The following is a 2,105-nucleotide window of genomic DNA, read 5'->3' as shown; positions in this document are numbered from 1 at the left end:
CACCGGAAAAAGAAGCTGAAATCAGGATAATCAATGTGTCGTTGTAGGGTTAATACCTTTTAAAATTCTGTCAAGAGTTTTGTTAAGATTACGCTGCCTCTCTTCTCTGCTCTGAGGATGTTCGCTACCTTACCAACAATTATTTCCACCTTGCTGAAATTGGTGGCAGCGACGCACATTCCCTGACTTTGGTAGGAAACAGGTATACCATATTTGCAGGACAGAAGGCGGGGGACTTATATCAGGCCATACTGAGGAAAACTACCCGGGCTGCGGGCAGCAGTCTGGACCTTCTCACCCCCTCGTGGGGAGGGGGGTGATGGAGATGACTCCTTTCTGACCGAGGCATCACTCATCTGACCCGTAGCTTTTGAAATATTTGGTCTTGTTTAATGCCTCTTCAAAAGCAAGATGAAGCCTGTGGAAGGCATCCCTGGCTCCCACTTTTTCTCTATCGCGGATAAATATCTGTTCTTTTTCATCCTCCTGATAGGTCAAATTGGTACCTATGGTATGATACGCTGTTCCACACATCAAACTGGTTGCACCCAGGGCATCATAGGCATGGCGGCGGCACAGCTTCCCGATGGCAATGGCATCCCGGGGCAGGAGACTGATCGCCTTGGCCAGACCATAGACCTCTTGCTCCAGGTCTTCTAACTCCACGGCCTTGGTTATTATTCCCGACTGTTCCGCCTCATCCGCCTTGATGGTTCTGCCGGTAATCAACAGTTCTGTAATTTTCTTGCCATGACCCATCACTAATTCGAGGGGCATAAAAGGCATACCACCGAAGGCCAGTCTCTGTCCACGGTGGGCAAACCTGGCATTCTTCGCCGCAACAGCAATATCGCAGCTCTCTACAATATACATCCCTGCCTCGATACACCAGCCCTGGATCTGGGCGATGGTTACCTTTTTGCAGCCGAGGATACTCCCGGGCATCCCCATCAGGTGATCTTCATCTATCCGGAGTCTTGTAGCCTGTGAGGGGCGTACACCGGGTGCTCCACCGTACACACGATACACCTGGGAAAGGTCAAAGCCAGCGGAGAAGTTCTCTCCCTGCCCTTTAAAGATTATTACCTTGACTTGATCGTCATTGTCCGCCTGGTGTACTGCATCCTGGATTTCCCCCGTTACCTCTTGAGGTCCGATGCTGATGGCATTCTTCTTTTCGGGCCGGTTTATGATGATATAGGCTATATGGGGCACTTCTTTATCCTTCTGATAGATAATGGTCCTGTAGTCATGTTCTTTCATGATCAAATACCTCCCCTTCTTATCTGTTTGAATTTGTGATTGAAATACCTTATCTCCGCACGAGAAAGAAGACGGGAATACCCCGGTCATTTTCGTCGCTCACGGAAGATGTGTGGGAATGGTATAATGAAAGATATTGTTTATGTCAAGTCGGGGCAGTCTAATTTTTGATTTCCTCCCCTTTAGCAACAGAATACTGTTTTATAGTCTTCTCGACAACAAAAGGAATGGTAAGTAAGTAATTCCAGGACTTATTTATGCAATCATAGGCCCCAAGCTTCCTGGCCTCAACACCGATCCTTTCATCTTCATACCCTGTCATCATAATCACTGGAACGTGATACCCCTTTTCAATAATCTCTCTCAAGACCTCCAGTCCATCTAACTTTGGCAGGGTATAGTCTAGGAGCACCACATCATAATCCCCCTTATCTAACATAGCTAAACACTCTTCTCCAAAAACAGCAGTATTGATCTCAAAGCTATTATTATGTTTAAGAAGTATCTCTTCCACTAACTCTGCGTGGTCCGGGTTGTCTTCAACTATCAATATCCTTGTAGGTTTATATCCCATAAGTGTTTCCCCTATAGATAAGTGATCAAGGAAGCATAATATGCACTTATAACATTGTATTTGTCAATAAGTTTATACAATTCTTACGTTGTAGCAATCACAATATAAAGGTTGCTATAATATTTTCATGCAGAAAAAGTGGATAGTAACGAGTAAAGAGATTGGCTGGAAGATTAAAAAGCGGAGGGGTGAACTTGGGATCTCACAGGAAAGCCTGGCCGAGATACTGGGTGTTACATATCAACAGGTACAGCGGTATGAAAACGGA

General features: G+C 45.6%; 2 protein-coding genes. Both read right to left on the bottom strand.

Going from position 1 to position 2,105, the window contains the following annotated elements; genetic code table 11:
• Positions 1 to 348 precede the first annotated feature (348 nt).
• Positions 349 to 1,263: an enoyl-CoA hydratase/isomerase family protein gene (locus tag QMD03_10050; protein MDI6777553.1), complete on the bottom strand. Its 915-nt coding sequence runs from the start codon at positions 1,261 to 1,263 to the stop codon at positions 349 to 351.
• A gap of 160 nt (positions 1,264 to 1,423) precedes the next feature.
• A complete protein-coding gene (locus QMD03_10045) occupies positions 1,424 to 1,837 on the bottom strand; it encodes a response regulator (protein ID MDI6777552.1) in 414 nt (137 codons plus the stop codon).
• Positions 1,838 to 2,105 lie beyond the last annotated feature (268 nt).

The organism is Syntrophales bacterium, from assembly GCA_030018935.1.
GTDB lineage: Bacteria > Desulfobacterota > Syntrophia > Syntrophales > CG2-30-49-12 > CG2-30-49-12.
The sequence above is the reverse complement of the archived record's forward strand: the minus strand, read 5'-3'. Positions and strand labels throughout refer to the sequence as shown.

Bases quoted from the DNA above. Each gene is read 5' to 3' on its own strand.
- QMD03_10050 (MDI6777553.1), bottom strand. From the start codon at position 1,263: ATGAAAGAACATGACTACAGGACCATTATCTATCAGAAGGATAAAGAA.
- QMD03_10045 (MDI6777552.1), bottom strand. From the start codon at position 1,837: ATGGGATATAAACCTACAAGGATATTGATAGTTGAAGACAACCCGGAC.